The organism is Mesorhizobium sp. M7A.F.Ca.CA.004.06.1.1 (assembly GCF_003999135.1).
In the GTDB taxonomy this organism is placed as follows: Bacteria; Pseudomonadota; Alphaproteobacteria; order Rhizobiales; family Rhizobiaceae; genus Mesorhizobium.
The window spans coordinates 1-519 of record NZ_RZPQ01000016.1; the positions used below are offsets into that span (position 1 = coordinate 1).

Annotated in this window: 1 protein-coding gene; it reads left to right on the top strand. The window is 65.1% G+C overall.

The annotated features are described in order from the left end of the window. Positions 1-222: 222 nt before the first annotated feature. On the top strand, positions 223-519 hold a 297-nt coding region (locus tag EN906_RS38030), incomplete at its 3' end, for an isocitrate/isopropylmalate family dehydrogenase (protein ID WP_245484153.1).

Genomic DNA, 519 nt, shown 5'->3' on the forward strand with positions numbered 1-519 from the left:
GTCCCATAGCGGTGATCGCCAGCCGCCGCCGATCGTCGCTGTTTGATAAGGGGGGCCTGCCGAACCGATACTGTCGCGTCGGCGGCAGCCATCATAACGTCGCGCCGTGTTCACCAGTATCGGGTCCAGGATCGCAAACCGGTCTTCGGCAAGCGCGATGCATCCATTCAAAGCGTGGGCGTCCATCCCCGTCGGGGAGATACGGCGCTCCGGGAGAATTTCATGAGAGAGAACTCTTTTCGGCTCGCGATCATGCCGGGCGACGGCATCGGCGTCGAGGTTATGGAGGCGGCGACGGCGGTGCTGGAGGTGATCGAGAAGCGTCACGACATCGGCTTCAAGATGGAGCGCGTCAATGGCGGCGCCCGCCAGTATCAGGAGACCGGCGTCGCCATGACCGAAGAGGGATTCGAGGCGGCCGAACGGGCCGACGCCATCCTGTTCGGCGCCATGGGCTCGCCGGACATCCGCCATCCCGACGGCACCGAGCCAGCCCCCCAGCTCGACATGCGCTTTCGC